Below are 24,700 nucleotides of genomic sequence, written 5' to 3' on the forward strand. Positions count from 1 at the left end.
TTTAAAAAATAATGTAATAAAAAAGTCTGTTAGAACGAATACTTTGCTAATGCTTGTATATGCGTTCTAACAGACAATAATTTATTTTTTCTCACAAACTACACCCCAAATTGGTAGGGCGGGTTTTGATGAGTTTATCTTTACTTTATCGTCGCTTATTACGGTAAAGTGTGAAGCATCACCGTACTGAGCGTCAAAAATTGCAGCTAGCGAAAACTTTGGTTTTACAAAATTTAAAGTCTTCCAACTTCCATCAGATGTGTAAGTTCCCTTTTCAGAAATTACCACAGGTTTATCGTTTGAACCAGGCTGCGGAATACTTTTAAAATCGAATAAAAAAGTGTTGTTCTCATAGAGTTTTAAAGAAACTGAAGCCACGCCGTTACCTAAACTTTTGTAAGATACAACTTCACTTTTCCCTAATACAATTTCCTTAGCGGCCTTAGACGATTTCATAGTGGTATTTTTAGATCCACAGGATGAAAGCGTTACTATTAAACCAAGCGCAATAAAATATTTCCACATAATTTATCTAATTAGTTTTTTGTATTTAATACGTTTCGGCATCAAGTCGCCACCTAAGCGTTTCTTTTTATTCTCTTCATATTCACTAAAGCCTCCTTCGAAATAATACACTTCACTATTACCTTCAAAAGCTAAAATGTGAGTACAAATTCTATCTAAAAACCATCGGTCGTGGCTAATTACTACAGCACAACCAGCAAAGTTTTCTAAACCTTCCTCTAATGCTCGTAAGGTATTAACATCTAAGTCGTTTGTCGGCTCATCAAGCAGGAGAACGTTTCCTTCTTCTTTTAACGTCATAGCTAAATGAAGTCGGTTTCTTTCTCCACCAGAAAGCATAGATACTTTTTTGTTTTGCTCGCTACCACTGAAGTTAAAACGACTTAAATAAGCTCTAGAGTTTACTTGGCGGCCACCCATCATAATAAGCTCTTGACCATCGCTGAAGTTCTCCCAAATGGTTTTTTCAGGATCTATATTAGAGTGTGTTTGATCTACGTAAGCAATTTTAGCAGTTTCACCCACTTCAAAAGTTCCTTTGTCTGGGGTTTCTTCCCCCATAATCATCTTAAAAATGGTTGTTTTACCTGCTCCGTTAGGACCGATAATACCTACAATCCCTGCCTGTGGTAATTTAAAGTTTAAGTTTTCGTAAAGCAGTTTATCGCCAAATGCCTTGGAAACGTCTTTCGCTTCAATAACATTTGTTCCTAATCTTGGTCCATTAGGGATGTAGATTTCTAACTTCTCATCTAATTGCTTTTGATCTTGACTTAAAAGCTTGTCGTAATTCTGTAAACGTGCCTTTTGTTTTGTTTGGCGACCTTTAGCTCCTTGACGAACCCACTCCAACTCACGTTCAAGCGTTTTTTGACGTTTTCCAGCTTGCTTTTGCTCTAGTGCTAATCGCTTAGATTTTTGATCTAACCAAGATGAGTAATTTCCTTTCCAAGGAATACCTTCACCTCTATCTAGTTCTAAAATCCATCCTGCAACATTATCTAGGAAGTAACGGTCGTGAGTAACGGCAATTACAGTTCCTTTATATTCTGCTAAATGATGCTCTAACCAATGAACACTCTCTGCATCCAAGTGGTTGGTAGGCTCATCGAGTAATAACACATCTGGTTCTCTAAGAAGCAACCTACACAATGCTACACGACGTCTTTCACCTCCTGATAGTACACTAATAAGCTTATCTGGCTCTGGAGTACGTAGCGCATCCATTGCTATTTCTAATTTGGTATCGAGTTCCCAAGCGTTAGTCGCGTCAATTTTATCTTGGAGCTTTGCTTGTTTATTCATCAACTCCTCCATCTTTTCAGGATTCTCATACACTTCTGGAAGCCCGAACATGTCATTAATCTTATTATACTCATCAAGCACGTCAACAACTTCCTGCACTCCTTCTTTTACAACTTCAAGTACAGTTTTAGATTCGTCTAGTTTTGGCTCTTGTTCTAAATATCCTACTGTATATCCAGGAGCGAAAACCACATCGCCTTGATAGTTTTTTTCTTCCCCTGCAATAATGCGAAGCAATGTAGATTTACCACTTCCGTTTAAACCAAGAATACCAATTTTGGCTCCGTAGAAGAAACTTAAATATATATTTTTAAGTACAGGAGTCTGGGCACTTTGATAGGTTTTTGTTAACCCAGACATCGAGAAGATTACTTTTTTATCGTCAGACATAATTATTGATTGTAATTTATTATTTATTGTTGAGATTACTCTCTATTATTTTTTGTCGCAAGCGCTATAAATGTGATTTTTAAGCTCTGAAACTGATTCACTTAAAACTAGAAACTAATAACTAATTAATGAAGATTCAGAAGTCTTAAAACAATTAGCATTTGTCCAGTGTGATACGCAGTGTGTTCAATTACGAGGAGCAATTCGCGTAGCAGTGTTTGTTCTCCTTTTCCATTTTTGACTGCTTTGGTTAGTTGATTTTTCTCATCTAAAAGGAAGTTTTTTAAACGTTCGCGGTCTGTAATATATTCAGCTTTTAGGGTTTCCCATTCTTCAGCATTCTTACATGTTTTTTCTTTGGGCCAATAAAAATCTGGCCATTTTGGTGTGATGTAATCATCAGAACAGGTAAACTTTACAATGTCTTTTTGAGTAAAAACAACGTGAAAAAACAATTCATAAAAAGAGTAAGGCAAATTGGCTGGACGAGTATTGATATCTTCAAAAGAAATTTTATCCAACATATCCACCACGGGCATAAAAGCCTCCCCGCCGTAAAGATGCTTTGAAAGTCTTTCTCGTATTAGTTTTTCTTCAGACATAATATTGAACCGAAAACAATAAAAAATTTATATAAACTAAACTTTTTACTGATTACAAATTGCATTTTTAAACCCTCCCTTTTAATGCGTTAAAAACCCAAGCAATAGCAAAAAAGCCGATACCTACTGAAGCAAAGCCCCAACCAGCAACATCATCGTACCGAAAGGCACCTAAGCCAATAAGAACTAAACCTACTACAATCATTATAAATGTGGCCCATGCCAATACAGTGTTTTTGTTCATTCCCATAGTTTGTTAATTAGAGTTTTTAAATTTTGGGTAAAAACAAATATCGGGAATATTCCATAGATAATCGTTAACAAAATGTTGTAAGTTGAATAGAGAAAATTGAGAAGTTTACGTTCCTTCCCTATTTTGAAGTATTAGAAGCTGAAAATCTACAAGTTAAAGCGTATCAATAATTTGAAGATTTTATCCGCAAATAGCAATGCCGTACAACTGAAGATGTTATATTTAATAATAACAGAATTTAATTAATATAAATTTTTTCTGAAAAAATATTCGGTTTCTAAAGGTTTATTAGGGATTGTAGTATGTTCGTGTTTTTTAAACCAAGATACATCCAAGCCTCTTTCGTGTTCAAGATTGTATCTACCTATTACTTCGGTTTTTACATAATTCCAACCTGGTTTAAAATTTAAATTGTAAACAACAGTTGTTTCTGCATCAATAGTATTTGTCCCATCTCTTCTCGCTTTTACAGTAGTAGTTTCATTTCCTTTTATCGCAGCATTTTCGTCAACATAAACCAAGTAAACAAGATATCCCTCATCCCCCTTTGTTAAATTACTTTGATTCGTTAGGTTATAAGTAGTTCGCACCGAATTGCCCATAGTTAAATTACCTATAGCATTACCATTCTTCAGAACCTGAAACGATGTATTTGAGAAATAACCAGTATTTCCATTTTCATAATTAAAATTTGAAATATCATTAATGTCGAAAAAAACAAGGTTTCCCAGATTATCTAATTTTCTTTCTGTTTTTAATTCTGATGGTAAACTAATATTAACTTCTCCTGAAGCATTAATAGTCCCCACTTTTATGGTTTTAGGATTCATGTCATTTCCTTTGATTTTGAATAACATAACTAAGTCTACCGCTCCTTCTTGCCAATTATCGAAGGAGTTGTTTTTACTCATAATAGTATTTTTCCAATACCAATCTTCTTGAGATTCTTTAATTTTCGAATCCCTTTTATTTTCGTTATCCTGAGTTTTATTGTTACTATTTATTGCTTTCTCAGTTTTTGTATGGGTATCGTGATTTACAGTTGCATCAATATCAGAACTCTTACTGTCTTTACAGCTAGTGATATATATTAAAGCGAGAAATATTATTGTAATCGATTTCATAATATTAATTTCAATGATTTATTATTTGTCCTGATTTTAACTTTACAAGATGTTTACAATCCGCGATATTCGTTTCTATTAATAGTAAATTGATGTTTTTCTATAGCAGTACACAGTATATGCATATCATCCCTGTTTTTTGAGTTAGAAGTAAATTCCATCTCCATAATCGTAGAGTTCTCATCAAACGGAATGTCTATAATATTTTTGTCGTCACCTATGGCATTAACACTAGCTAGCATTCCTAAAAAACCAATTGGGGTTTCATTTGTTATATAAATCCTACTTGTACCCTCCTCCTGTTTTACCAAATATCCTTTACATTTACACCCTAAAATGGTCTTGCCTTCAATTGGGATATACTTCATACTATCACCTTTACTATTACTGCCATTTTGATTATTAATCATTTCTTGCGTTTCTTCTTGTAAGTTCATATTCATCCTCATTGCCATTTTTTGTCCATTATTATTCATAAAAGTTATCATAGCTTGATTTTCTATATCGTAAACAATAACACTATTGTTTTGACCTGCTACTCCAGTTCCGAAGTAACTCGCATTAGGTGCAGCAAAATATTTTAAATTAGAAGTATTTCCGTCTGAGGTTATTTTCATATCTAATGAATATTGAAAGCTATAACTATCAGGAATTCCATCCATATTACCTCCGATTATATTCGGATTTCTGGTTTTCGTTTTAGTCTTGGATTTTTTAGAAGTATTCTTCGTATTTTTTTCTTTATCACCTTCAATTACCCCATCAATAGTTTTATTTGTTTGCTTTGAAACTTCTCTATCTGTTCTATTTAATACAGTTCGCTCTGCAGTGCTTTCAGCCCTTTTAGCTATTTTATCTAATATTTGAGCCTGAATATTGGTTCCTATTAAAAGGAAAACAAATGCTATAATTATGTTTTTAGTTTTCATAAGTAATGTTTAAATCATTTTACATCACTAAGCTAAAGACATACATGTTAAGTCATTATCACACATGTTTCAAAAGTTGAAAGAAATGTGTCATTTTCCGAAAATACCTGAAGTAGAAGCAAATTATGGCTTTCCATTGGTAATTAGAAGTATTTAAAAACAAAAAAGTCGTCTAAAACAACTTTAGACGACCTTTAATAAATAGTGACGAAAATCTATAAAACTGAGATAATCGCTTGTTTCATTGCTTCGGCTCTTTTTTGAACCTCTTTTTCAGTCCAGCCAATTTTAATCAATGAAGAAATTGTACGGCTCATCACTGCATGACTTTTGGAAAAATCGGTATTGTTTAAGTCTTGCATTTGGCTTTTCACTTCCAAAGAAAGGTTGCCTAAGCTTTTTTGATTTCTAAGGTGTTCCCAACCATTTATGTAATGCCAATTATTGGTATACCAATAAAAACAAGCATCGACACCAGCATCAGAAAGTGCTTTATGGGCTTTTTTCGTTAAATCTTCATTCGGCAGGAAAAAACTCAAAAAAGAATAATTTTCTTCTCCACCCTCAGGCACTTTTCTAAAAGTCACGCCTTCAATAGACTCTAAAGCTTCGCGAAGTATTCTGTAGTTTTCCTTCTGAGTATTTAATATTCCATCTAATTTGTCGAGCTGTGCCAAACCAACTGCGGCATTCAATTCGGATATTCTAAAGTTGTATCCTAGAAAAGGATGCGATTCTGCTCCACGATCGCTACCTACGTGATCGTGGCCATGGTCTTGATAATGATCTGCGTTTTTTGCGTATTCTTTATTATTTGTGATAATAGCACCGCCTTCCCCACAGGTAATAGTTTTTACATAATCGAAAGAAAAGCATCCTAAATCACCATAGCTACCTAGGGGTTTTCCTTCATAAGTACCGCCTAAAGCTTGGCAGGCGTCTTCAAGAAGAATTAAATTGTGTTTATCGCAAATTGCTTTTAAAGCTCTTAAGTCTGCCATAGAACCGCACATATGCACAGGCATAACGCACTTTGTTTTTTCAGTAATTGCAGCCTCTACAGCTTTGGGGTCAAGTGTTAAAGTTTCATCGATATCTACCAAAATAGGAATAGCGCCTAGCGCTAAAATAGATTCAAAACTTGCTACAAAAGTAAATGTTGGCATGATTACCTCATCCCCAGCACCAATTCCAGCTGAGGCTAAAGCCACAGTTAAAGCTGCTGTACCGCTAGAAACTAATTGACAGTATTCCGCGTCCATTCTTTTTGCAAAAAGTGATTCAAATTCTTTGGCTTTCCAATGATTGTTTCGCATTCCGTCAAAACCATAGCGCATTAAGACACCTGTTTCCAACACATCATTTACTTGTTTGCGCTCTTCAGCGCCAAAAATTTCAAATCCTGGCATGTTTTATATTTATAATAATTAATATTTTTTGAAAAATTTTAAAGGGATAATTGACTTAGTATTTCCACTGTAAACTTACGCTTCATATTCTATTTCGTCATAGTTTCCCGAACCCTTTGACTTTATTCAAGATAAACTCAGTCGAGGGAAAATCTTATTCCAGCTAAATTTATTTGAACTCTATTGTTAATTCATCAACTCCACGACGCACTTTTTTAAGATTTATAAAAAAATCAGACTCATCGCGATATCCAACTGGCAATACAATTACAGATTCTAATCCTTGTTTGTCAAGACCTAATAAAGCATCGTATTTTTTTGGTTCAAACCCTTCCATTGGGCAGGCGTCTATTTTCTCGACAGCACACACCGTTAGTAGTGCTCCTAGTGTTAAATAGAGTTGGTTGACCATCCAATCCTTTATTTCCGAACTATCTTTTTCTGTAAACGAATCGATTAGATTTTTTTCAAAAGGTTCTAAAATAGTTCGTGGAGTTTTTCGCAAGCCTTCTACTCTTTTAAAATGGTCTATAATAAACTCTTCATTTATACTTTTTTCAATGCATAAAATTAAAACGTGAGAAGCATCGCGTACCTGAGGCTGATTATACGTAATCGGCATTAACTTCTTCTTAATATCGGAGTTACTAACAACTACCAATTTTAAAGGTTGCAAGCCAAAAGAAGTTGCAGTAAGATTAAATGCCTCTTTTAAAACATTTAGTTTTTCTTCAGTTAATGTTTTAGAAGGGTCAAATTTTTTTGTTGCGTAACGCCACTGCAATTTTTCAATAGTAGTAGAAGTCATTTAAAAAATGAATTAATATTAAATGCAAAAATAGCGATAAAAATTTTGAACTTTTATCGCTATTCCATTGCTGCTAATTAAACAATTGAAAAATTATTTAATGAGTTAATATCCAATGTTAATGATTTAATATATTACACTTTTTAATATTTAATCTTATGATTAATTATCTACTGAACGGTTGTTACTTTAAATTTATATGGTGTATCCCAATGATCAGGAATAGTTTCATTATTCCATTGGTTGATAACTGTTTTTCTTGAACCTGCTATCTCTACTTTTAAAATATAAATTCCAGGCTGTAGCACTTGATTTGTAGTAGTGTAAAACTTACCACCATCTCCATTAACATCGCCAGAAATAACATCATATTGTACTCCTAATACCACTCCGTCAGATTTTAACATATTAACTCTTAACTTTATAGATGTAGGTACTTGAAGAAGTTCCATTTGTAGTTTTGCTGGTTCAAAAACTTGCACTTTATAATAATCGTGAGTTTGTGGAGAACCTGAATCGTTGTAGTTAAACTTGTATCCAGTAATTGCATAAGCTTCAATACTTTCATTTTTAGGAATTGCTTTTGCATCTTCTATAAAATCATTCGGCTCCCAACAGTCCATTCTCCCTGTAAAAGTATATTCAATGGTATAATTAACTGCATGGTTTACATTTATATACGAAGAGTAAATAGCATCTACATCATAACTTACTCCAGGGTGCACCAGAAAACTCGTCTTTCTTTCCGTTGGAGTCTGGCTTCCTATTGCAGAACCACTTGAAATTGAACCATAAGGATCATCTGATGATCTTATTGTCATCCAAGGAACAATACCACTGTCGTTTGTTAATGATACAGTGTAGTATCCTCCTCCAGCGTCTGAAACTGCAGATAGCAAGCCAGGATAATTGTGTTCATCATTTACCTCTAGCCAAGTTCCATTTTTTATTGCTGTATAATCACCTACTTGATAAGGACTACAGTCATTTAATTCTGCTAACTGTCGCACCCATTTCTGTACATTACCCGACCCGCTATTTCCAACTGAAATACGAAGGGTGTCATCTACGCCTAATTTCATAGTAGCATCATAATAATCATTATCACTTCCCAATTCTTTATGATCGTAAGTGTTATTTTGCTTTGCTACTATTGTTTTCCATTTTATATCTCCTGTGTTAAAAGTTGAACTAGCTGGGTTTACCACCGTACCTGTATTATCTACAACATTTACTAACATTCCGTTATATTCAGGATTATTGCCTCCCACTCTATACCAATCTCCTTGAATGTTATCTAAAGTATATTGTGGCGGTGCTGTATCTTCATCATCAGAGGAACAACTCACTAAAAGTGACAGAAACAGTAAACAGATAATTTTCATTGAATTTTTCATAATTTTTTTTAATTTAGTTAATAGTGATTTTAGATTTTTTGAAATTTTATACTTTTAATTACTTTGTTTTTATAGAGGATTTTTAATACATAACTCCCCACTTTCAGATGATCGATACTCATATATATTTCGTCAACTTTATTATCATCTTGATTGGGAGTTTTCATATAATGTAGTTTTCTTAACCAAAGCTAAGGTGAATTAAAAGTGTACCATAGAAGGTATGTGCCAAAACATAATACGTATGTTTCAACAGCAAGAGTTACACGGTTAATTATTAGTTATGAGATATTTGAGAGATACTCGTTCGGTGTGCAGTTATACACTTCTCTAAAACATTTACTGAAATAAGAAGGGGTATTAAAACCAACCTGATAAGCAATTTCTGAAATTGTCGCGTCGGATTCTTTAAGCAGACCAATAGCCAATTTTAATCGTTGCGAGCGAATAAATTCACTTGCAGACATTCCCGTTATAGCCTTAAGTTTTCGATGAAGCTGGGTGCGACTCATAAGCATAAGTTCACCAAACTGATTGCTAGTAAATTCGGGATTAATAATATGTTCGTCAAGAACGGTTTTTAAGCGGTTTAAGAAATCACTTTCGGCCGAGGTAATAGCCAATTCTGGATTTATACTCAGGGTTTTACTGAAGTGTTTTTGAAGTTGCCTTCTGTTTTCAATGAGCTTTTCCACTCTTAATTTTAGTTTCTCACTGTTGAATGGCTTAGTAACGTAGGCATCGGCCCCAGTTTTTATACCCTCAATTTCGTTTTCTTCGCCCACTTTGGCCGTGAGAAGTATTATTGGGATATGACTAGTAAGCTCATTTGTTTTAAGAGAATTGCAAAGTTCAATCCCATCAACTTCAGGCATCATTATATCACTAATAATTAAATCTGGAACTTTTGATAGTGCCGTTTCTATTCCTAACTGTCCATTTTCAGCTTCAATAATGCGATAGTCATGTTTAAAAATGGAAATTATAAATGTGCGAATATCCTCTTCGTCTTCTACAATTAGCAATAACGGTTTATCTTTTTCTGAAACTTTAATTGAAGGTTTTAAAGGGGTTTCGATGCTTACTATTTCTTCAGTCGAAATAATTTCATCGTCGCTAAAAGATTCTTTATTAATAGGAAGAGATACGGTAAATTGAATCTTATCATCGTCTATGTTATTAGCGATAATACTTCCTTTAGACAGTGTAACCAATTCTCTAACTAATGCAAGACCAACCCCCACTCCTTCCGAAAGCTTATTGTCTTGATAAAAGCGGCGAAAAAGTTTGCTCAGGTCTTTTTTTCCAACAGATTCGCTTTTATTAATTATAGATAGCACCAAACTTTTATCCTGCCTACTTACCTCAAACAAAATCTTACTATCCTGAGGCGCGTATTTTATAGCGTTAGAAAGCAAGTTGGATATAATCTTTTCTATCACATCCTTATCAAACCATACACGCTCCAAACTTTGAATTTTACTAGAAATAGAAATGTTCTTTTCTGAAGCTTTATATTGAAAAGCACTGATTAATTGTTTTAGCAATATGGAAAGATTTCCTTGCTTTACTGCTAGTTTTCGTTGCCCAGAGTCTATCATCGACAAATCGAGCATCTGTTCTACCAAACTCAACAATCTATCGGCATTCTGTTTTACAAGTGAAAGCTCCTTTTTATCGGTTTTTGAAATCTTAGGTTTCGAAAGTTGATTTTCTATCGGCCCGGAGATAAGTGTTAATGGCGTTCGGAACTCATGTGAAATGTTTGTGTAAAGTTTTGTCCTAAATTCCTCAAGCTTTTTCAAGCGCTCGGTTTCTTCATGTTCTAATCGCAACTGGTTTTTTATTTCCCATCGCCATTTTAAATATCTGTATAGGTAAAATCCAAATAGTAAAAACAACAATATATAGATGGCCTTCGCCAAAATGGTTCCGTACCAAGGTTTCAAAATTGTAAAGGAGTACGTTTTTGGAGTAGTATTCCAAACTCCATCATAATTACTCGAAATAACTTGAAATTCGTAATCATTGGGCGGCAAGTTGGTGTAATGAGCTATATTGCTATTACCGGAAAATATCCAATCTTCATCGTTGTTTAAAAGACGATACTTAAACTGATTGCGCTCAGGTTGTGAAAAATGAAGTGACGAAAATGTAAAAGTAATCGTGTTTTCATTGTGTTTTAAATTCAAATCTGGTGAAAGTGCTCGGTTTTTATTAAACACTTGGATACCTGTAATTACAGTTTTTGGCTTAATCGGGTTAAAGGTTAGCTGACTCGGATTAAACCAATTTAATCCCTGTAAACCTCCGAAATACAAGATTCCATTTTCATCTTTATAATAAGCGCCAGTATTGAATTCAAATGCTTGCAAGCCATCATAATTACTGTAGTTTTCAATCACTGAAATTGTATTATTATCAAATTTCAACTTTGAAATTCCTTTATTACTACTCACCCATAAATACCCTTCTTCATCGGGAAGAATACCATAAACTACATTGTTTGGCAGCCCCTCTTTAGTTGTGAGATTTAGAATGGTTTCATCTTCAGGATGGTAGATTTTTAAACCATCACCATTGGTACCAATAAAAAGATACGTTCCATCAAAATAAAGCGACTTTATATTACTGTTTAAAGTTTCAATTTTTGCTAACTCTTTAGTCACTTTATTTAATCTAAACAGTCCGTCATCCTCAGTTCCAATCCAAAGATATTTGTCGCCTCCACTTTCCACGGTTCGAATATTGTTTGTAGTGATGTATGAATTATCAATTGTGAATTGATTAAGAACTCCTAAATCTTTATCAAACTTAATAAGTCCGTGATCGCGTGTAGCAAGCCAGATAGCTCCCTTTTCATCTTTGTAAATTTTCCAGATGGTATAGGAAGCTGTTTCCTTAAACGAAGTAAAGTTACCATCGGAATCCAACAATTGTAATCCTTCCGATTGATGACCTATCCACAATAGACCATCGTCATAGAAAAGACTCATAATTCTATCACCTAAAAGCTCAGAGTCTTTAGATCTGTAAATAAAGTATTCTTGTTTATCGATATTCAATCGAGTTAAGCCCTTTCCTGAAGTTCCAATCCAAAGGTTATTTTTATCATCTTTAGTTATAGCTCTGATTACATCTACATTCACGTTAAGCGGAATCTGATCGTTAGTGAGTACATTAAACTTCACCAAATACTCATCATAATAACTCAAACCTGTACCATCCGTACCTAACCAAATTGCGCCTGTATTGTCTTCATACAAACACAAAACATCATTATAATGCAATGCGTAAGGATTGTTCTTGTTTTCGGTAAAATTTTGAATAGTCTCATTTTCAAAATTCACCAAATAAGCACCTTGACCATAAGTAGCAATCCACAACTGATTTTTCTTGTCTACTAAAAGATCTTGAACTATTAAACTTTCTGGAAGTTTGAAATCCTTAAACCCGAGAAATCTAGTAGGTAAACTTGTGTTTTGCTGCTTTATAAAAAGTCCTTTTCCGTAACTCCCTATATAAAGAGTTTTGTTGGTGGATTGAGCGAGTGCACTAAAGTTTGTAGCAGGAAGAATTTCTTGAAATTCATAGATATCATTTTTTATTTCGAAATAGCCGTTTGCAGTAGTCGCTAAGATAGTTTGATTGTCAGTTTGCAGAAAATCGTAAATAGTATGTCGAGCATCTTTTGAATTTAAAAACTGAAGGGTGTCTTTTGTTTGGCTATTAATTTTATAAATACCATTTTCAAAAGTCCCTAAGTAATAGTTATCTGAAGTATCTTGAATAAGCGTGCTTATATTTTCGAGATTAGAAATAATTTTAAAACTATCGGTCTCCGAATTATACTTTTCTAAATTTCCAGAATTAGAAGTAATCCAAATATCTCCGGTTCTCGCTACGTATATTTTCCCCAATTTACTATAGGTTGCACGAGTTACATCTTCAAATTGAATATCATAATGAGTAAAGTCGCGTCCATCGTATTTATTGAGTCCGTCTTGAGTTGCAAACCAGATATACCCAGTACTGTCTTGCGCTATACTTACCACACTATTTTGCGATAAACCATGTTCTACGGTAAGTTCTCTAAAAGCCACTTGCTTTTTACTCTGCGGAAAGACAAAGTTTGTCAAGAATAATGTGACAATTAGCGTAAAAACCTTCATTTGGCATATTTAGTTCTTTAAAGTTAATGAAAAAATTACTGCGCTGTTGTTTATGCAAGGTTCTTATTTTCAAATTGTTGCAAAGCCTTTTATTTCGCTGCATTACTGAGCTAAAATTTTAACAAATAAAAACTTTAAAAAATGAATAGGATATTTAAAAAAGCTTTTTATATTTGCAGTCTCGTAAGCAAAACGCTTATGAAACGCATACCACAGGAGAAATGGCAGAGTGGTCGAATGCGGCAGTCTTGAAAACTGTTGAGGGTCACACCTCCGGGGGTTCGAATCCCTCTTTCTCCGCAAAAGGAAACCCACAACTTTTTAGTTGTGGGTTTTTTATTTATTGCAACGACTCAAGCCCCTTCGGCTTGACAGGAGTGGAAATAAATAAAAAACCTAGCATCGCCTTTTTCTGGCTATGCGTGGGTTTCTATGGTTGTTCAAGATTTCTTTTTGGGATCAAATTAATAATCCCTCTTTCTCCGCAAAAAGCCCCATAAACATTAAGTTTACGGGCTTTGTTTTTTTGGAGTAATTTGGAGTCACGCCCAATTGTTGTGTTTATGACTCATAGAATAGTCTACTGAGTCTCACTTTTCTTCAAAAGTATCATTGCGGGAACTTCCTTTTTTGATGTTAAACCCAACAACAAATCTTACCCCATATATCCGAAATACATTTTTAGGTTGAAATCACAATTTTATAAATTACAAAACTTGTCTCCTCCCCTAAAATTTTCAAATTTCAACTTTCCTTTATAAAGCTCTAATTCTTCAATAATTATAATCCCCTTTAATACAGAATCGCCTTGAAATGTCATTAAGTTTTGAGTAGAATTTAGGTTTTAACCTTTCATTTACGCTTATTTTTCATTATATTCGTGATATCATTACGAATCACTTTTAAGTGATAGCAACCCGCCTAAACAGGCAAAGGTGCTTAAACAATGAGCCTACTTTTAGGAACAATATGTTTTACCCTTTTTACAAAAATTTACCGAATTGACTTAATGTGTTTTTTAAAACTAAAAACGCTAAATGACTTAATTTCAAACTTCACAATTTCAAGCTAGGAAACAATTGTGTAAGTGTTGGATAGGCATGACCAATACAAATATTGAACTACATATTAATCTTAAATACTTTCTATGAAAACACCTACTATCGGAAAAATTTTAAATGAGTACCACGAATTTTTGACAGAATATGAAATAAAAAAAGTGAGAGAGGTTCAAAAACAACCCTCCAACTTCGATACGCAAGTTGAAAATTTAAAATCTGCATTATTCTCAGAGGAATGGGATTTTATGACAAGAGAAATTGCAGATGAAGGCAACCCAATGTCTCAAGAATACACAGACAGAGTAAACAAAAAAAGAGCAGCCTTTGGGGTCACTCCAATAAACGAAGCTGGCTGTTCCACCGATAAATCATCCGATTACTTCTGTGAAGAAGTTGTACGACAAACCAAAAACTACACAGAATATCACAATCATAAAAAGAATAAAACCAAACAAGTCGTTTTTGTTGATATGGATAATGTATTGGTAGATTTCAAATCTGGAATTGACAAAATTTCGGAAGAAGACAAAAAGAAATATGCGGGAAACTTAGACGAGGTGCCTGGTATTTTTTCTCTAATGGAACCTTATGAAGGCGCTATTGAAGGGTATAAATGGCTTTCCGAAAATTTTGACACCTACATACTTTCTACTGCTCCTTGGGAAAACCCATCTGCTTGGTCGGATAAACTACTGTGGGTAAAAAAACACTTACCTGAAGTTGCTTACAAACGATTAATCCTTTCACATAATAAACAGCTAGCTAAGGGGGATTTTCTAATTGACGACAGAAAAGCAAATGGAGCGGGAGAATTTAAAGGTAAACATATTCACTTTGGTCCAGAAGGAAAAGATTTTGCCGATTGGAAAACAGTTGTTACTTATATGAAGAGCCTTACTATCACATAATATCAGATAAAATCAACTTGGGCTTAGAACTTAAAATCATTGAAGATTTATTGATTAAAGAGAAAATTGACTCCAATCTGGTTTCGATAATTCTTGAATATGCATCTATCAAACAAAAACTCAATTCATCGGATGATCAATCTTGGTATTTTAAAAAAGGTAGTAGTGGATTAAATGCTAAGCTACACTCACTAAACACTGAATACGAAAGCATTAAAACGCTATTTAATGCGAAATCAACCGATTATTTTATTCAACTAATCAATAAGAATAACTCGTTTATATCAAAGTTTGATCAAAATTCTATGAACGCTGTGGCTTACACAAGTATTGGTTTCCTTAAAAGTCAGAATAAATTTTATAATGATTTAATATTCTTAAAAAGTAAAACAAAATCTCTACTGCCATTGGAGCATTATTTACAAAATCTAGAAGATTTAATTGAAATAATGGATTAATTAGTTGTTCAAAGTAAAGCGAACTATTAATTTTCGTTCTAGTTATGAAGATATAATAAAAACAAAATAATGACTTTTAAAGACCTCGTACAAAACAATTCTTGGAGCAATATTCAAAACGTTTTCTTAGAAGTTTATCCCGAAGCTGAAGAGAATATGGAAGGATACAAAATTGTATTCGAAAAACTGCAAACAATGAAGCCTGAGAAAATAGATATGTCTATTATTATAAAAGCTGAAATTGATGAAGATGAAAAATACTTTGATGTATCTGGACTATATAACAATCCTAAAACTGAAGAAGAGAAATATTCCCAAGGCATAGAGTTTACGCCTTGGCGCCAATGGCTAGGTATGGAAATTAATCTCGAGAGTTTAAACCATTTCTCAGAAACAGAGATTATCGTTCATTGTCTTTATGAAATGACTTTCGCTGGATTTTCTGAAACCGAGATTCAAAATGTTTTAAAAAGACCTTGCAGTAAATAAGTTTAACTTCAACAATTTTAACTCATTAAAGCTCATTATCCCAATAAATATCGATAGGATTTTGGGCTTTTATCATTTGCAAAATCTTTGAGTATTTCTTCTAATTGAAAGAGACACATCAAATCCTACTGCCTACACAACCAAACCAAAAGACATCTAGATAGAATGCTGAAGAACCTGATAAATATTGGATTGTAGCTACCTGGTCTGAAATTAAGTCTAGCATCGGCTTAACAAAAAATCAATTTATAATTTAGCCTAATACTTGAGTCAACATTAAGTTTTGAGGGTTTAATTTCTTTGTAAAATGTAAAAAAGTTAGGTTTTAAATAATTAAAACGAGAAACGCTTTCAATATAGAAGCGCCCCTCGTTCAGTTTTACATTTTATATTAATAAATATCGTCTTACTCTATCTCTTCCGATACCTCTCCGCACCTCAGCATACTGGCTCCATAGTACGGATTCAAGATACCTTCTTCAGTACTTAGCCAAAATGCACCTTTATCGTTATTAACCATTGGACAAAAATCAACATATACTTTTTGATTGATACCGAAGGTTTTTACTGCGTTTATCAGATAGTTTGACAGTGTTTCAAAATAATCTCTTTGTTCTTTAATATCAGAAGTTTTAGAGATTGCTTCTGCAGCAGTTTGAAGTTCCTTTTCCAATTCCATCCAATGACTGTGGCCTGGCTCTTCTTTTAATAGCTTCATATCAACTTTTTGTATGCTTTTAAGTAAATCTGAAGCCGCTGTTTTAGGTTTTTCTGAATCATCATTTACCAACGCTTTTTCAATTACCATATAGTCATCAAAAACTGCTTTTAACTGTTTTTGAAATTCTGAAGACACTTTTTGTCTTCCGATATCGGCTATTTTTTTTGAAGTATCCTCCTGAGTATGATCCTGTGAATTCATCATACTCTTTTTCCCTTGAAGTTGTGCTGCCGAATCTACGGTAAATGTACCATTAACCACTACCTCTTCTCCATTTTTAAGTCCATCCGTAATTATATAGTTTTCACCATTTTTCACGCCCAAGCTTACTTCGCGCATTTCGAAAATTGGTTCGTCAGGATTTGTTTTCACATAAACCAATGATCTATTTCCCGTCCAAAGTACTGCAGAAGCAGGAACGCTAATTACCGATTCATTCCCAACATTTTTTGGAAGATTTACTTTAGAAGTAACAAACATTCCAGGTTTAAACAACCCTTCTCTATTATTTAAAGTTGCTCTTACAGAAACAGTTCTAGATTGAGTATTTAAAATTGGGTCGATAAAAGATACGGTAGCTTCAAACTCTTTGTTTGGATAAGCATTAGTGGTAACTGTGATTTTCTGACCTTCTTTTAATTGAGAAATCTGGTTTTCGTAAGCATCAAACATAGCCCAAACTGTACCTAAATCACTTACTCTTACAATTGGTTGCCCCTGCTTAACATAGTCGCCTTCTTCCGCCAATTTTTCTGAAACTGTTCCAGAAACCGTTGCGTAAATAGGGAAGTTTTCACGTACTTTTCCTGATGTTTCAATCTGATTGATTTGAGCTTCTGACAGCTTCCACAATTTTAATTTATTTCGAACTGCTTTATACAATGTAGGTTGCGATTCTTTCATGGAGGCTGCTGTTAAAAGCTCTTGCTGAGCAGCAACTAAGGATGGAGCGTAAATTGTTGCTAACAACTGACCTCTATTCACTTTTTCACCCGTAAAATTTACGTTTAATCGCTCTATTCTTCCTTCAAAATAACTTGCTTGTACAGCATTAGCTTCTTCATTAGGCATAATTTTACCAGAAAGAGACATACTATTTTCGTCTTCATCCACAGCATTACCCACTTTTACAGTTTGAATATTTGCCAATGCCATAGCATTTTTGGTCATTCTTATTTCGTTTAATGAAAGCCCTTCAGCTCCCGATTCTGCGGGAATTAAATCCATCCCACAAATTGGGCAGTCTCCAGGTTCGGGTTGCATAATTTGAGGGTGCATAGAGCAAGTCCACATTTCGTTAGCTGCAGATTCCCCTGAATGATCGTGACCACCTGTTGTAGATTTAGCATCTCCACCAAATAATAGAAAGCCACCTAAAAGCCCAACAACTAAGGCTATCGCTATATAAATAATATTTTTATTCATCTGATTCTTTATTTTACTTATTGTTTTCTAATCGTTTAATCATAGCTTTCATTTCGGCTATTTCTTTTTCTTGTGCTTTTATAATGTCGTTTGCGAGTTTTTTTACCTCTGGATCTTTTATATCCGCTCTTTCACTAGTTAAAATAGCAATAGAATGATGTGGAATCATAGCTCTCATCCACAATACATCGCCAACAATAGGACTTTGAGTTCTAACCAACCCAAGAGCAGAAACAAACAGAACTAAACTCCCCAATAGTATTGCAATGTTCTTTTTCTTGTTTTTATACATTTTTCGCATAAAAAACCACATAATTACCGCCATAGTTGAAATACCTAAGCAAGACATATAAAATCTTGTAAGACTAAAATACACGTGGTCTATCTGATAAGTATTCAAATACATAGTGATGTACATAGCCACAAATGAAGCAGCGAGCATCAAAATGAATTTTGTGTATACATTTTTATTGGAATGTTGTTCTGTATTTTTCATAGTGGTAAATTTTAAAAGATTATACTATTCATTTACTATATAATACTCCACAATACTAGACTGTTTAAAATACTCAGCAACAGCTTCTATGCGCTTTATTTGAAACTGAAGTTGTAATTCCTGTACATCTAAAACTTCATTAAAATTGATAGTGCCCGTTTCGTAATTCCTCAATAGAATTTCATTTGCGTTTTCTGCTTGTTTCAAGTTTTTATCTTGAGTTTCAAGTCGAATTCGCGCTGCATCTCTACTTCTTAATGCGGTTTGAAGTTGTGTAAACAAAGTGTTCTGCGAGGCTTCTTTTTGAATGTTTAGTTCCTCATACCTCAACTTATTCTGACGAGCTACAGACTTGAACTTCTTATTAAAAATCGGGATAGAAAGTGTCGCCATAGGCATTACCATATTCGGGGCTTCATTAAAAAGCATATATTCTACCCCTACTCCAAAACTCGGTGCGCTTTCTTTTTTATTAAGGGCATCGGCTTGAGTAACTACCTTATTTAACTCTTCAAACTTTGTCAATTCGGGGTGGAAATTTAAATTTTCAAAATCTATCTCTACCTCTTTTTCTGGAATAGTTAAGCTATCAACAATAGGAATATCAACAACTTCCTTTCGGTTCATAATCTTATTGAAAACAGTTTGCTCTGAAGCAAAATCCTGTGCCAATACCATTTTCCTTTCGGCTAAATCATTCTGCCTCATTTGAAGTCGCAATACAGAAACTGCAGACGCTTGTCCTACTTCCACAGAGGTTAAAGCCATTTGCTCATAAACCTTTAAAAGCTGAATATTAGAATCTAATACCTGTTGTTTTTTTGCTATTTCATACAAACGATAATAGGATTGCGACAAGGCCAAGGCAATTTTTCTTTTAGCGATTTCAATCTCAACTAAATCTGCGTCAGCCATAGCATTTGCATATTTTTCGCGTGCTGCAATAGTTCCAAACCAAGGCAGCATTTGCATAACCGAAAACTCTGCTTGTTGCATCATCGGCATATTTCCTTCTCCAAACATATACCCTCCTGAAAACTGAGTATCGGGTAAGGCATTAACCTCAGCTATTTTTTCAGTTGAAATTGCATGCTGCTTTTCCACCGCTTGAATATTTGGGTTGTTTTCTAGGGCCTCTTCAATATAGGTTTGCAAATTTTGTGAATAACCAAAACTACTCATCAACACTAAAAAGATTAAAGATAGAAGTTGGATGCTAGAAGCTGGAAGCCTGAAATGCGACTTTAACATTTGTGTATTCACTTTTACTTTTATGAAATTTATTTTATTCATAGCTTTTCCAGTTTTGATATAATTTGGTCAACATTTTTCCTATTTGTTCATTGCGTTTAGTAAATTCGGAGTGCTCTTCTTTTTCTATATAATTACAAGCCAAGGCATAGTCTAGCCAATCTTGGGTTTCGGAATTCGAACCTAATGCATTTATAAGCTGCTGTTTAAAAACTGCTTCGTATTGTCGTTTTCCCCAACCTTCACTAATGTTAGCTGATACAGAACGCGAGGAGCGCACGATTTGTGAAGTGAGTGAATATATTTCTTCATTCGGAAATTTTCTTGTTCGCCAAAATATATCCATAGCCAACGAAAACGCTTCCTTATGTACCTGTAAATCCTTGTACGATTTTATCATAACTTCTGTATTTTTTTTAAGAACATTTGAAATTCCTATTTCTAATATCTAATTTCCAACCTCCAACCACCAACTTCCAAACTCTAGTTTTCTTTAATAGTTTTTAAACGTTTTTTCAATTTTGCTTCTCGTCTCCAGCTGAATAAAACCGGAACTACAAATAGAGTAATTAGTGCAATTAACATCCCACCAAAACTTGGAATAGCCATTGGAATCATAATATCGCTTCCCCTACCTGTAGATGTTAAAATTGGTAATAACGCAAGAATAGTAGTAGCCGTAGTCATTAAACACGGACGGATACGCTTCAACCCTGCTTCTAACACAGACGCTCGGATTTCCTTTACGCTTTCCGGTTCATTCTTATCAAAAGTTTGAGTTAGATAAGTTGCCATTACCACACCATCATCAGTGGCAATTCCGAAGAGGGCTATAAATCCTACCCAAACAGCTACACTTAAATTGATGGTGTCCATCTGAAACATTTGTCTTAGGTTTTCACCAAAGAAATTGAAATTCAAAAACCAATCTTGTCCATAAAACCAAATCATTAAAAATCCTCCAGAGAATGCCACCGCAATTCCAGTGAACACCATTAACGAAGTAGATACCGACCTGAATTGGAAATAAAGAATCAAAAAGATAATCGCCAAAGCTAAGGGAACAATAACTGAAAGTGTTTTCTCAGCTCTAATTTGATTTTCATAAGTTCCCGTAAACTGATAACTAATTCCCTTAGGTACCGAAAGCTCTCCACTGTCTATTTTCTCTTGAATTAATGCCTGAGCGTTTTCAACCACATCAACTTCCGCAAAATCGTTTAGCTTATCAAAAAGTACATAGCCTACCAAGAAGGTGTCTTCACTTTTAATAACCTGCGGACCTTGTTCGTAACGTATATCCACTAGTTCTCCTAAAGGTACGGGATTTCCTTTGCCTACTGGCACATAGATGTTCTGAAGATCCTGTGGGTTAGCTCTTAGCTCTCTTGGGTAACGCACGCGTACTCCGTATCGCTCACGCCCTTCAACCGTTTGCGTTAAAGGCATTCCACCTACAGCAACTTGCAATATTTGCTGAACCTCTTCAATAGAAACTCCATATCGCGCGAGACGCTCTCTTTTAATATCTATTAACAAGTAAGGTTTCCCAACAATACGATCGGCAAAAACCGCTTCTACTTTTACACCTTCAGCATGTTTTATGATTTCTTCAAGTTCAAGTCCGAAAGCCTCAATCTCTCGTAAATCCTGACCTTTCACTTTAATCCCCATAGGCGCACGCATTCCTGTTTGCAGCATCACCAACCTAGTTTCAATAGGCTGCAATTTTGGAGCAGATGTCACCCCTGGGATTTTGGTTACTCGTACAATTTCATTCCAGATATCATCAGGATATTTTATTTCAGGTCTCCAGTTTCTATAAAACTCCCCGTCGTTATCGGGTATAAGGTCTCCTGATGTCACATCGAACGCAGAAGAAATGTCTCGTCCTGCTTTTGAAGCGTTCTCGACTGCGCTCGAACTGACATCTCTATTGGGGTTTTCGACAAGACCACCTTTCTTCAGCTCGAAAAGTCCATCTTCATTAACTTTAAACCTCTGTCGTTTTCCTTCGTCATTTAATGCGTATTCTGGCTTGTATAAAATGATATTTTCATACATCGACAATGGCGCTGGATCTAAAGCCGATTCTGTTCTCCCTGCTTTTCCTACAACGGTTTTAATTTCAGGAATCCCTGCAACCGCCATATCTAATTGCTGCAAGACACGTTTGTTTTCTTCTACACCTGAGTGAGGCATTGAGGTTGGCATCAGTAAGAAGGAACCTTCATTTAGCGAAGGCATAAACTCTTTTCCTGTATTTTGCCAAATAAGAACTCCGAAAACAACGATTAGCGTTGGTACAGAAAGGAAAACTATTTTATTACTTAGTGCCCAAGCTAGAATTCGAGCGTAATATTTCTGAAACACCCAAAACACTCCAAGAAGCCCAAAACAGATAAATCCTACAAATAGGAGGTTCCAAAATATACTTTTATCTACACCAAGAGGACGCCAGAATTCAGCTAATAAAAAGACAACGGCTAGTGCTGAAATAAAGATGTTTATAACATTAGCGCGTTCGTCTGTAAGCCAGATTTTATCAGAAATTTTAGAAGCGATTTTTTCATCTTTTAAAAGTCCTGTAATTCCAAAACCGATTAAAATAAGACCTAACCAATAGCCAAAAACTATGGCTGCAATCCCAAGAATTATTAGAATTCCGTTAATTAAATTAGAAGTAACCTTTTTAAAGCTTTTTCTTCGGAATAGATAAGCTGCAAATGGAGGAATTAAAAATAACGCAACCATAAATGCCGCTACCAATGCCGCTGTTTTTGTAAAAGCTAATGGGCGGAATAATTTCCCCTCTGCTCCTATCATCGTAAACACAGGGATAAAACTGATAATAGTGGTAAGCACCGCAGTTAATATAGCGCCTGAGACTTCAGCACTCGCATTATAAACAACAGAGTTGATTGATTGCTTTACACCTGTTTCTGAAAACCGTTGTTTTTCTTCTTCTAAATGCCTAATTATATTTTCAGAAAGAATCACTCCTATATCCACCATAGTTCCAATGGCAATGGCAATACCAGATAAGGCGACAATATTGGCATCTACATTAAAGAACTTCATCGCGATAAACACCATTAACACCGCAACAGGTAATAACCCCGAGATAAGTATTGACGCTCGAAGGTTAAACACCATTACAATAATCACGAAAATTGTAATTAGGATTTCTAAACTTAAGGCTTCGTCGAGGGTGTCTAATGTTTCCTGAATAAGTTCCGATCTATCGTAAAAAGGAACCACTGTAAGTTGCGAAATAGTTCCATCCGAAAGTTCTTTTGAAGGCAATCCTGCTTTAAGTTCTTCAAGTTTATCTTTTACATTATTAATAACTTCCATAGGGTTGGCTCCGTAACGAGCAGTAACAACGCCACCAACTACCTCAGCACCTTCCTTATCCAAAATTCCTCTTCGCGGTGCAGGTCCTAAACTAACATTTGCAATATCCTTGATTCGGATAGAAGTATAGTTTTCAGAAGTAACCACTGCATCTTCAATATCGGCTACAGACTTTATATATCCCAAACCACGCACTAAGTACTCAGCTTGGTTAATTTCCATGGTTTGAGCACCGATGTCTTTATTGCTTTCTTTTACAGCTTTTACAATTTGCGATAGACTGATGTTGTATTGCCTCATCAACTCTGGCTTTACATCAATTTGGTATTCTTGAATATAACCACCAATGGAAGCAACTTCTGAAACTCCACTAGCTGATGACAGTGCGTATTTTACATAGTAATCTTGAATACTTCGCAGTTCGTGTAAGTCCCAACCACCGGTTACATTGCCATCTTTATCTCTACCCTCAAGAGTGTACCAATAAACTTGCCCTAAACCTGTTGCGTCTGGCCCTAAGGACGGATTTACATTTTCTGGAAGTAAGCCAGCGGGTAGAGAGTTTAGCTTTTCTAAAATCCTACTTCGGCTCCAATAGAATTCTACATCTTCTTCAAAAATGATGTAAATACTCGAAAATCCGAACATAGAAGAACTTCTAATGGTCTTTACTCCAGGAATTCCTAATAGTGATGTTGTAAGCGGATAGGTTATTTGATCCTCAATATCTTGGGGAGAACGCCCTTCCCATTGAGTGTAAACTATTTGTTGGTTTTCGCCTATATCAGGAATAGCATCTACGGCTACAGGATTACTAGGCAACATACCAGTATCCCAACTAAAAGGTGCATTTACCACACCCATACCTATGAAAAGTGCGAGTAACAATACTGCAACCAGTTTGTTCTCTATGAGAAATTTTATGCTTTTATTTAGCATTTGAATTGATTTTTAAACAGTTAAACTTTGAATAAAACCCTAAGAAGTCAGGAAAATAAAATCAAGAATCTTGTCCTAAAATGGTAAAACCATAGGACAGACTTATCCAAACCCACGATAACTATCGGAGTCGGAAACTGTTTAAAATCAAATTAAGTAAGTCTCGTGAAGCTTCTGTATGTCCCGTATGAGAAAGGGAGGATTATAATCCCTAAACGGAATTATATTAGAATCTAGATCTTCAAAAAGATTTATATATGAATAGAAAAATGAAGCAACAAAAGTCTGTTGCTCTAAGCTTAATGTATCAAAAGAATGTTTTAACTCATCTTGACCTTCAATCAAAACTTGTTTGTCTGTACAACAAGAGTCTTCAAGAATTTGAATTTCACAATCGCTAGTAGGCACCTCCATATCCATTCCGCAAGAGTGAGCGCTTTGGGTTAGCGAATAATCTACTAACGTTTCTCCACAATAGTGCATATCTATGGTAAACGACATAGTGGTAAACATCACTAAAATCGCCATAAACACAGATACTATTTTATGGAAAATTGAATTCATTGCTAGCAAAGATAATGAAATTGAGATAATAACTAGCAATCAATGCTATCCTAAATAAATTTTGCGCCGAACTGAATATTTCTTAATTTTTCTTAATTCCTTTCTTTTTTGCATCGC

20 protein-coding genes, 1 tRNA gene and 1 riboswitch are annotated in these 24,700 nt (G+C 34.7%); of the genes, 4 read left to right on the forward strand and 17 right to left on the reverse strand.

What is annotated here, in order from left to right:
- Positions 1-81 precede the first annotated feature (81 nt).
- The 11 genes from G3A46_RS10700 to G3A46_RS10750 form a co-directional block, all read right to left on the reverse strand.
- Positions 82-456, reverse strand: coding sequence for a hypothetical protein (locus G3A46_RS10700; RefSeq protein WP_139855643.1), 375 nt, complete (start codon positions 454-456; stop codon positions 82-84).
- Positions 457-528: 72 nt separating this feature from the next.
- Positions 529-2,220: an energy-dependent translational throttle protein EttA gene (ettA, locus tag G3A46_RS10705; protein ID WP_165149672.1), complete on the reverse strand. Its 1,692-nt coding sequence runs from the start codon at positions 2,218-2,220 to the stop codon at positions 529-531.
- 125 nt (positions 2,221-2,345) lie between these two features.
- Positions 2,346-2,822: a DinB family protein gene (locus tag G3A46_RS10710; RefSeq protein WP_165149674.1), complete on the reverse strand. Its 477-nt coding sequence runs from the start codon at positions 2,820-2,822 to the stop codon at positions 2,346-2,348.
- Between the two features lie 67 nt (positions 2,823-2,889).
- On the reverse strand, positions 2,890-3,072 hold the full coding sequence (locus G3A46_RS10715) for a CAL67264 family membrane protein (RefSeq protein WP_165149676.1): 183 nt from the start codon (positions 3,070-3,072) through the stop codon (positions 2,890-2,892).
- Positions 3,073-3,317: 245 nt separating this feature from the next.
- Positions 3,318-4,199, reverse strand: a complete 882-nt coding sequence (locus tag G3A46_RS10720) for a hypothetical protein (RefSeq protein ID WP_165149678.1) — start codon at positions 4,197-4,199, stop codon at positions 3,318-3,320.
- Between the two features lie 53 nt (positions 4,200-4,252).
- Positions 4,253-5,128 carry a hypothetical protein gene (locus G3A46_RS10725; protein ID WP_165149680.1) on the reverse strand — a complete coding sequence of 292 codons (876 nt, stop codon included), beginning with the start codon at positions 5,126-5,128 and terminating at the stop codon, positions 4,253-4,255.
- Between the two features lie 215 nt (positions 5,129-5,343).
- Entirely contained in the window at positions 5,344-6,537 is a 1,194-nt protein-coding gene (locus G3A46_RS10730) for a DegT/DnrJ/EryC1/StrS family aminotransferase (RefSeq protein ID WP_165149682.1), read from the reverse strand.
- Positions 6,538-6,706: 169 nt separating this feature from the next.
- On the reverse strand, positions 6,707-7,345 hold the full coding sequence (locus tag G3A46_RS10735) for an NAD(P)H-dependent oxidoreductase (RefSeq protein ID WP_165149683.1): 639 nt from the start codon (positions 7,343-7,345) through the stop codon (positions 6,707-6,709).
- Positions 7,346-7,515: 170 nt separating this feature from the next.
- Entirely contained in the window at positions 7,516-8,742 is a 1,227-nt protein-coding gene (locus tag G3A46_RS10740) for a hypothetical protein (RefSeq protein ID WP_165149685.1), read from the reverse strand.
- Between the two features lie 29 nt (positions 8,743-8,771).
- Positions 8,772-8,909, reverse strand: coding sequence for a hypothetical protein (locus G3A46_RS10745; protein WP_165149687.1), 138 nt, complete (start codon positions 8,907-8,909; stop codon positions 8,772-8,774).
- A gap of 114 nt (positions 8,910-9,023) precedes the next feature.
- The gene (locus G3A46_RS10750; RefSeq protein WP_165149689.1) at positions 9,024-12,914 is read right to left on the reverse strand and encodes a two-component regulator propeller domain-containing protein; all 3,891 of its coding nucleotides are present in this window, start codon (positions 12,912-12,914) and stop codon (positions 9,024-9,026) included.
- Between the two features lie 215 nt (positions 12,915-13,129).
- On the opposite strand from G3A46_RS10750, the gene G3A46_RS10755 reads away from it, so the two are divergent.
- The 4 genes from G3A46_RS10755 (at position 13,130) to G3A46_RS10770 (ending at position 15,830) form a co-directional block, all read left to right on the forward strand.
- Positions 13,130-13,214, forward strand: a tRNA-Ser gene (locus G3A46_RS10755).
- Between the two features lie 581 nt (positions 13,215-13,795).
- A riboswitch (SAM-I-IV-variant riboswitch) is annotated at positions 13,796-13,893 on the forward strand.
- Between the two features lie 168 nt (positions 13,894-14,061).
- Positions 14,062-14,883 (forward strand): hypothetical protein, encoded by an 822-nt coding sequence (locus G3A46_RS14370; protein ID WP_241836886.1) that lies wholly within the window; start codon positions 14,062-14,064, stop codon positions 14,881-14,883.
- Between the two features lie 17 nt (positions 14,884-14,900).
- Positions 14,901-15,341, forward strand: coding sequence for a hypothetical protein (locus G3A46_RS10765; protein ID WP_165149691.1), 441 nt, complete (start codon positions 14,901-14,903; stop codon positions 15,339-15,341).
- Positions 15,342-15,410: 69 nt separating this feature from the next.
- Positions 15,411-15,830, forward strand: coding sequence for a DUF6557 family protein (locus tag G3A46_RS10770; RefSeq protein ID WP_165149693.1), 420 nt, complete (start codon positions 15,411-15,413; stop codon positions 15,828-15,830).
- 406 nt (positions 15,831-16,236) lie between these two features.
- On the opposite strand, the gene G3A46_RS10775 is transcribed toward G3A46_RS10770, so the two are convergent.
- The 6 genes from G3A46_RS10775 to G3A46_RS10800 form a co-directional block, all read right to left on the reverse strand.
- The gene (locus G3A46_RS10775) at positions 16,237-17,976 is read right to left on the reverse strand and encodes an efflux RND transporter periplasmic adaptor subunit (RefSeq protein WP_165149695.1); all 1,740 of its coding nucleotides are present in this window, start codon (positions 17,974-17,976) and stop codon (positions 16,237-16,239) included.
- A 13-nt stretch (positions 17,977-17,989) separates the two neighbouring features.
- Complete coding sequence (locus tag G3A46_RS10780) at positions 17,990-18,472, reverse strand: DUF305 domain-containing protein (RefSeq protein WP_165149697.1); 483 nt, start codon at positions 18,470-18,472, stop codon at positions 17,990-17,992.
- A gap of 24 nt (positions 18,473-18,496) precedes the next feature.
- Positions 18,497-19,765: a TolC family protein gene (locus G3A46_RS10785; protein WP_241836887.1), complete on the reverse strand. Its 1,269-nt coding sequence runs from the start codon at positions 19,763-19,765 to the stop codon at positions 18,497-18,499.
- Complete coding sequence (locus G3A46_RS10790; protein WP_165149699.1) at positions 19,758-20,123, reverse strand: four helix bundle protein; 366 nt, start codon at positions 20,121-20,123, stop codon at positions 19,758-19,760. Before G3A46_RS10790 ends, G3A46_RS10785 begins: the two co-directional genes overlap by 8 nt.
- 83 nt (positions 20,124-20,206) lie before the next feature.
- A complete protein-coding gene (locus G3A46_RS10795) occupies positions 20,207-24,019 on the reverse strand; it encodes an efflux RND transporter permease subunit (protein ID WP_165149701.1) in 3,813 nt (1,270 codons plus the stop codon).
- 147 nt (positions 24,020-24,166) lie between these two features.
- Positions 24,167-24,583: a hypothetical protein gene (locus G3A46_RS10800; RefSeq protein WP_165149703.1), complete on the reverse strand. Its 417-nt coding sequence runs from the start codon at positions 24,581-24,583 to the stop codon at positions 24,167-24,169.
- Positions 24,584-24,700: the final 117 nt, after the last annotated feature.

Source organism: Aequorivita sp. KMM 9714 (assembly GCF_011065475.1).
Lineage (GTDB): Bacteria > Bacteroidota > Bacteroidia > Flavobacteriales > Flavobacteriaceae > Aequorivita > Aequorivita sinensis.

Excerpts from the sequence above, each read along its gene's own strand:
- G3A46_RS10700 (WP_139855643.1), bottom strand. The coding sequence starts at position 456 with ATGAAATCGTCTAAGGCCGCTAAGGAAATTGTATTAGGGAAAAGTGAA.
- ettA (WP_165149672.1), bottom strand. The coding sequence starts at position 2,220 with ATGTCTGACGATAAAAAAGTAATCTTCTCGATGTCTGGGTTAACAAAA.
- G3A46_RS10710 (WP_165149674.1), bottom strand. The coding sequence starts at position 2,822 with ATGTCTGAAGAAAAACTAATACGAGAAAGACTTTCAAAGCATCTTTAC.
- G3A46_RS10715 (WP_165149676.1), bottom strand. The coding sequence starts at position 3,072 with ATGGGAATGAACAAAAACACTGTATTGGCATGGGCCACATTTATAATG.
- G3A46_RS10720 (WP_165149678.1), bottom strand. The coding sequence starts at position 4,199 with ATGAAATCGATTACAATAATATTTCTCGCTTTAATATATATCACTAGC.
- G3A46_RS10725 (WP_165149680.1), bottom strand. The coding sequence starts at position 5,128 with ATGAAAACTAAAAACATAATTATAGCATTTGTTTTCCTTTTAATAGGA.
- G3A46_RS10730 (WP_165149682.1), bottom strand. The coding sequence starts at position 6,537 with ATGCCAGGATTTGAAATTTTTGGCGCTGAAGAGCGCAAACAAGTAAAT.
- G3A46_RS10735 (WP_165149683.1), bottom strand. The coding sequence starts at position 7,345 with ATGACTTCTACTACTATTGAAAAATTGCAGTGGCGTTACGCAACAAAA.
- G3A46_RS10740 (WP_165149685.1), bottom strand. The coding sequence starts at position 8,742 with ATGAAAAATTCAATGAAAATTATCTGTTTACTGTTTCTGTCACTTTTA.
- G3A46_RS10745 (WP_165149687.1), bottom strand. The coding sequence starts at position 8,909 with ATGAAAACTCCCAATCAAGATGATAATAAAGTTGACGAAATATATATG.
- G3A46_RS10750 (WP_165149689.1), bottom strand. The coding sequence starts at position 12,914 with ATGAAGGTTTTTACGCTAATTGTCACATTATTCTTGACAAACTTTGTC.
- G3A46_RS14370 (WP_241836886.1), top strand. The coding sequence starts at position 14,062 with ATGAAAACACCTACTATCGGAAAAATTTTAAATGAGTACCACGAATTT.
- G3A46_RS10770 (WP_165149693.1), top strand. The coding sequence starts at position 15,411 with ATGACTTTTAAAGACCTCGTACAAAACAATTCTTGGAGCAATATTCAA.
- G3A46_RS10775 (WP_165149695.1), bottom strand. The coding sequence starts at position 17,976 with ATGAATAAAAATATTATTTATATAGCGATAGCCTTAGTTGTTGGGCTT.
- G3A46_RS10780 (WP_165149697.1), bottom strand. The coding sequence starts at position 18,472 with ATGAAAAATACAGAACAACATTCCAATAAAAATGTATACACAAAATTC.
- G3A46_RS10785 (WP_241836887.1), bottom strand. The coding sequence starts at position 19,765 with ATGAATAAAATAAATTTCATAAAAGTAAAAGTGAATACACAAATGTTA.
- G3A46_RS10790 (WP_165149699.1), bottom strand. The coding sequence starts at position 20,123 with ATGATAAAATCGTACAAGGATTTACAGGTACATAAGGAAGCGTTTTCG.
- G3A46_RS10795 (WP_165149701.1), bottom strand. The coding sequence starts at position 24,019 with ATGCTAAATAAAAGCATAAAATTTCTCATAGAGAACAAACTGGTTGCA.
- G3A46_RS10800 (WP_165149703.1), bottom strand. The coding sequence starts at position 24,583 with ATGAATTCAATTTTCCATAAAATAGTATCTGTGTTTATGGCGATTTTA.